The 5,474-nt window shown below is 66.6% G+C and carries 4 protein-coding genes and 1 pseudogene; 3 read left to right on the forward strand and 2 right to left on the reverse strand.

The genetic code is table 11. From position 1 onward, the window contains the following. Positions 1–406 precede the first annotated feature (406 nt). Entirely contained in the window at positions 407–589 is a 183-nt protein-coding gene (locus tag JWQ89_RS09330) for a hypothetical protein (protein ID WP_299640366.1), read from the forward strand. Between the two features lie 295 nt (positions 590–884). On the opposite strand, the gene mnmA is transcribed toward JWQ89_RS09330, so the two are convergent. Continuing rightward, positions 885–2,072, reverse strand: coding sequence for a tRNA 2-thiouridine(34) synthase MnmA (gene mnmA, locus JWQ89_RS09335; RefSeq protein ID WP_299640368.1), 1,188 nt, complete (start codon positions 2,070–2,072; stop codon positions 885–887). A gap of 389 nt (positions 2,073–2,461) precedes the next feature. Between mnmA and JWQ89_RS09340 the strand changes: the two genes are divergently transcribed. Then, positions 2,462–4,369 (forward strand): flagellar hook-length control protein FliK, encoded by a 1,908-nt coding sequence (locus JWQ89_RS09340; protein WP_299640370.1) that lies wholly within the window; start codon positions 2,462–2,464, stop codon positions 4,367–4,369. Between the two features lie 9 nt (positions 4,370–4,378). Continuing rightward, a complete protein-coding gene (locus tag JWQ89_RS09345; protein WP_299640372.1) occupies positions 4,379–5,065 on the forward strand; it encodes a flagellar hook assembly protein FlgD in 687 nt (228 codons plus the stop codon). A 144-nt stretch (positions 5,066–5,209) separates the two neighbouring features. On the opposite strand, the pseudogene JWQ89_RS09350 reads toward JWQ89_RS09345, so the two are convergent. After that, positions 5,210–5,474, reverse strand: a pseudogene (locus JWQ89_RS09350) (pyridoxamine 5'-phosphate oxidase family protein); the annotation flags it as partial.

The following is a 5,474-nucleotide window of genomic DNA, read 5'->3' on the forward strand; positions in this document are numbered from 1 at the left end:
TTGCAGGCGGTGCGAAAGATGAAGTCATAGTGCCGCTCGCAGAGCTCGGCGAATGCACGCCGATCGCCGCCCACCGCCCGCGCGATAAGCGTCTCGTCGGCATCGGGCGGCGCTTCCACCACCCCGGTGTCATACAACTGCGTCATCGAGGACTGTGGCACCCGAGCAAGCCTTCGCGCGGCATCTTATGGATAAGACGCGGGGTGCGGGACAATCCTTGGGGTGGGGGCAAGGATTTTCTCGCAAGCGCTTGCCACTCATGTTGCCACCTACGCGATGGCACCAGGTTAAGGGGTGATCCGGGTACTTCCCCACACTCGATTGCGGGGCGATCCGGGTACTCCCATCCACTCGGGGTGTACCGCACCCCCTTGCCCCGCGCCCACCAGAGGCGTACCCGTCCCCCATGTCCGAAGACCCGCAAAAGCCCGAGAGCCCGTTCCGCCTCAACCGCAGCCGCATCCTGCTGCTGGTCCTCGGCGCCCTGCTCCTCGTCTATATCATCTCGGCCATGCTCGGCGGCGTCGGCAATTTCCAGCGGCTCAAAGAAGCCGCGACCTCGCCGACGATCACGGCGCCCAATCCATAACTGAGTACATAGGCATTCTGCCGTACCTGTTTGCCCCGGACAGAATCAGTCACATCTTCCTGTATCTAAAGGGAGAACTGTCATGGCTAGTAAGGTCGATCTTCGGGATTGGGTCCACGGCGCTGTAAAGTCGCTCGGAGGAAGAGCAACGATTGTAGAGGTGAGCAAGCACATCTGGGAGAACCATGAAAAGGACCTCCGAGCATCGAAGGACCTATTCTATACGTGGCAGTACGACATGAGGTGGGCAGCCCAAGACCTCAGACGCACAGGGGTCTTTGCATCGATACCGGCCTCAGACAAACGCCATTGGCAATTGAAGGCGGGTAGTTAAAGCCACGAGCGCCTGCGGCACGGCCTCGGCGATGAAGCCGCCGCCCAGCACTTGGCTGGTCTCGCTCTCGTCGGCATAGAACACGCAGGCCTGCCCCGGCGAGATCCCGTATTCGCCGGCGAACAGCGTGACGAACACCTCGCCATCCGCCATATGCACGGCGCCCGCCTGCGGCGGCCGCGTCGAGCGCACCTTCACCTCGATCGGCATGCCGTTGCCGGCCGCCAGCGACGCCAGTTCGCGCTCGCCCAGCCAGTTCACGTCGCGCAGCCGCACCGTCTTGGTCATCAGCGCCTCGCGCGGGCCGACGATCACTCGGCTCGTCCGATGCTCGAGCTTGATCACGTAAAGCGGCTCGCCTGCAGCGATACCGAGCCCCTTCCGCTGCCCCACGGTGTAGTTGACGATCCCCTCGTGCTTGCCCAGCACGCGCCCGTCGAGATGGACGATCTCGCCCTCTTCCAGCGCCTCGGGATGCATCTTGCGGATCACGTCGGCATACTTGCCCTGCGGCACGAAGCAGATGTCCTGGCTATCGTGCTTCTCGGCGATCTCGAGCCCGAACTCGCGCGCCAGCTCTCGCACTGCGGGCTTGGTCATGCCGCCGAGCGGAAAGCGCAGGAAATCCAGCTGCTCCCCGGTGGTGGCGAACAGGAAATAGCTCTGGTCGCGCGAGTCATCGACCGGCCGGAACAGCCGGCGCTTCCCCTCGACCAGCTTGCTCTGCACATAGTGCCCCGTCGCCAGCACATCGGCGCCGAGGTCCTTGGCCACTTCCATCAGGTCGACGAACTTGACGCTCTGGTTGCACGCGATGCACGGCACCGGCGTCTCGCCCTGCCGATAGGCATTGGCAAACGGCTCCATCACCGCATTCTTGAAGCGCTCCTCGTAGTCGAGCACGTAGTGCGGGATCCCCAGCGCCTGCGCCACCCGCCGCGCATCATGGATATCCTGCCCGGCGCAACACGCACCTTTCCGGTGCGTCGCCTCACCATGATCATAAAGCTGCAGCGTAACGCCCACCACGTCATAGCCCTCGCGGGCCAAAAGCCCGGCCACGACGGAACTATCGACGCCCCCCGACATCGCGACCACGACGCGCGTGTCCTCGGGACGCTTGGGCAAATCAAGCGAATTCAGGTCCATATCTCTCATCCGGATGGGTTCAAGGGCCACTTTGGATGCGCGGGGGTATAGTGCTTCCGATGCCGGCTGTCACCCCACCCGACGGCACATCCGGTGCCCGCCAACCCCCACCCCTGTCCCCTCCCCTAAGAAGGGGGCGGGAGACGAAAACACTAGGCCTGATGTGTGGGTCTCCCTCCCCATGTTGAGGGGGAGGGGAGAGGGGTGGGGGTCCACGAACCGGCGCCTCAACCTAGCTCCGACCCCGGCAAGATCTGCCGCCCCCGGCGCAATCTGCCGCGACCCCTCCACCCTCTGCCCGCCCAACCCCTTGAAATCCCTCACCTCCCACTCCGGCACGCCGCTTGCATCACCCTCATTGGATTATTGCGTCTTGCGAGGCTGTCGTCGTGGCATCGGTGAATGTAGGTTTTGCGCCGGCCCTGTCGCCCATCGTGGCAACGCCCGGCGTGACGGCTGCGCCGCAGGGCGAAGGCGGCGAGCCCGGCCTGTTCGCGGCGCTGTTGGCGCTGCTCGGCCCGCAGCCCACCGCCGAAGAAGCCGCGACGCCCACCTCACCCTCCACCCCGCTGGTCGACCTCATAGACCTGCCCGCAGCCGCCGGATCGGAGCAGGGCAAGTCGCTGCTGAAGGACCTCGGCGACGCCCTGATCGCCATCAACGATGCGCTGGCCGCCGGCCAGCCCATCGACCCGGCGCTCGAAAAAAAGCTTTCGGACTCGCTCGATGCCGTCGCGGTCTATTTCGGCGCGATGACACCCCCGGCGCTCCCCGTCGATCCCAGGATCAGCGCCCTCGCCAGCGGCGACGGTATCATCCCCGAGCTCGCGCCCGCGCTTCCCGAGGTCCCGTCCGAGCCAGCAGCGCCCGCCGCCTCTGCCGCAGTGCCCGAGGCCGAGGCATTCACCCCAGCCCTCGCGCCGATCCTCGATGCCGCGCCGCCGTCGCTCGATATCGCGCTCACTCCAGCGCTGCCCGCCGCCTCGCCGGCTCCCGCTGCCGATGCCGCGCCGACGACCGAGCAACCGGCGATCCTCGATCAGCCGGAGTCCGTCGACCAGCCGAACGCACTCCTGGCCATCGTCACTGCCCTGTTCACCGCGTCCCAGGATACAGCGGCCACACCGGCGCCGACGGCATCGACCACCCCCGTTACCGCGCCAGCTGCCGCGACACCCGCTGCTTCCGCATCGATTGCCACTGCATCGCCACTCCCCGCGGTAGCCACGCCCTCCCCTGCGCCCGAGCCAACCGCTACAACCGCTAACGTCGGCCCCTCCCCGCTCCCCGCCGCGCTGGCCAAGCTCGGAAAGCTGGTCGAGGCACTGGGCGAAACCCTCAAAGCCCAATCCCCCGAGCTCGCCGCCAAGCTGCAGACGCTGGCGAACAGCCTTGAGAACGGTACCCTGCCCACCGCCCTCCTCGCCGAACTCGGCGCCTCCAGCGAGGCCGCTGCCGATCCCGAGATCGCCCGCATCATCGAGGCGCTGTCTGCGCCGAAACCCGCCGCCGCCAGGGCCCCCGCGCCGCTGCCCTTCATCGCCCCGGCGCTTGCAGTGCCCGCCGGCGCCGTCGCCCCGGCAAAGCCCGCGCCGGCTTCCGAGCCCACCGAGGCCGCGAAGCCCAGCGAAACCGATGCGCTCGACGCTCCCGCTTCCGTCGATGCCCCCAGCACCGGCAAGCCCACGTTGAACGCCAACGTCACCCGCGACACGGCCCTTGCAGCCTCCGAGCCGAAATCGGCGGCCACAACACCTGCGCCCGCTCCCACCACCGCCCCCGACAACACCGCCGCCACCGCCCCCCCGCCCGTCGTCGTCCCCCCTGCCCGCAGCATCCATGCCGCCTACCAGACCCCGGTGCAGCAGGTGAACCTGCCGCAGGTGGCGTTCGAGGTCGTCCGCCAGTTCGAGGCCGGCAATTCCCGCTTCCAGATCCGGCTCGATCCGCCCGAACTCGGCCGCATCGACGTCAAGCTCGACGTCGACAAGTCCGGCACCGTCAACGCCCGCATGACCGTCGAGCGCCCCGAAACCCTCGACCTGATGCAGCGCGACCATCGCGCCCTGCAGCAGGCATTGCAGCAGGCCGGGCTCGACACCTCGAAGACCAACCTCGAATTCTCGCTGCGCCAGAACCCCTTCGCCCAGCAGGGCGGCATGGGTGACGGGCGCGGCAGCCAGCCCGGCTTTGCCGGCCGCGGCGACGGCTTCGGCGCCGACGACACGGCTCCCGAGGCCGCGGCAACCACCTATCGCGGCACGGTCTCGGCCGGCGGCGTGAACCTCTTCGTCTAGGAGTCCCAGATGGCCGTATCCGCAGTCGGTTCCAGCGCGACCAGCGCAATGTCGGGCAGCCGCCAGACCATCGCGCAGAACTTCGATACGTTCCTGCAGCTCCTCACCACCCAGCTGAGGAACCAGAACCCGCTCGATCCGCTCGATACCAACCAGTTCACCCAGCAGCTGGTGCAGTTCACCGGCGTCGAGCAGCAACTGAAGACCAACGAGTTCCTCGAGGCGATGATGACCTCGACGCAGAACGCCAACAACTCGCAGGCCGTGAGCTATGTCGGCAAGATCGTCACCGCATCGGGCACCAAGACCGAGCTGATCGACGGCGACGCCCGCTGGCATTTCGCCGTGGACAAGAAGGCCGACATCACCGCCACCGTTCGCGACGTCAACGGCAATGTCGTCTACACCAAGTCCGGCACCGTCAATCAGGGCGAAAGCGTCTTCACCTGGGACGGCATCGGCAATGACGGCCGGGACCGGGAAGACGGGAGCTACACCGTCACCATCGAAGCGCGCGATACCGACGGCAAGCTCGTCGACGTCGCCACCGAGATGACCGGCGAAGTCACCGGCATCGATTTCTCCGGTTCCGAGCCGATGCTGATCGTCGGCGGCGCCCGCGTAAACCTCTCGGCCGTGCTTTCGGTGCGGGCGAAGACGGTTGCGGACGAGACACCGGACGAGAGTTCGATCTAAGAGCCCTCATCCGGCGCTGCCACACCACCTTCTCCCCGACGGGGAGAAGAATAGGCATGCCCCGATCCCGCCGCCGCGTATTCCTCTCCCCGTCGGGGAGAGGTGGATCGGCCGCAGGCCGAGACGGGTGAGGGGTTTTCTTCCCTACTCCCCAAACCCCGTCGGCAGCCCATCGATACTGACCATGTTCTTCTCCTCCCAATAGGCCTCGATCCCCTCAACCCCCTTGGCCTCGGCCCAGCGGTCCATCGTGTCCCGCTCGCCCTCATAGCTCATCAGCGGCACTCCATAGCCGCAGGACGTCTTCACCAGGTCGAAATCGAGCCAGGTGATCTGCCGCGCCCCCAGTGGCTCAGCATCCGCGAACTGTTCCCTCAACAGCGCCGCATAGTCCGCGCTGCCCCGCGCA

It is taken from the genome of Devosia sp., from assembly GCF_028290645.1.
Classification (GTDB): domain Bacteria; phylum Pseudomonadota; class Alphaproteobacteria; order Rhizobiales; family Devosiaceae; genus Devosia_A.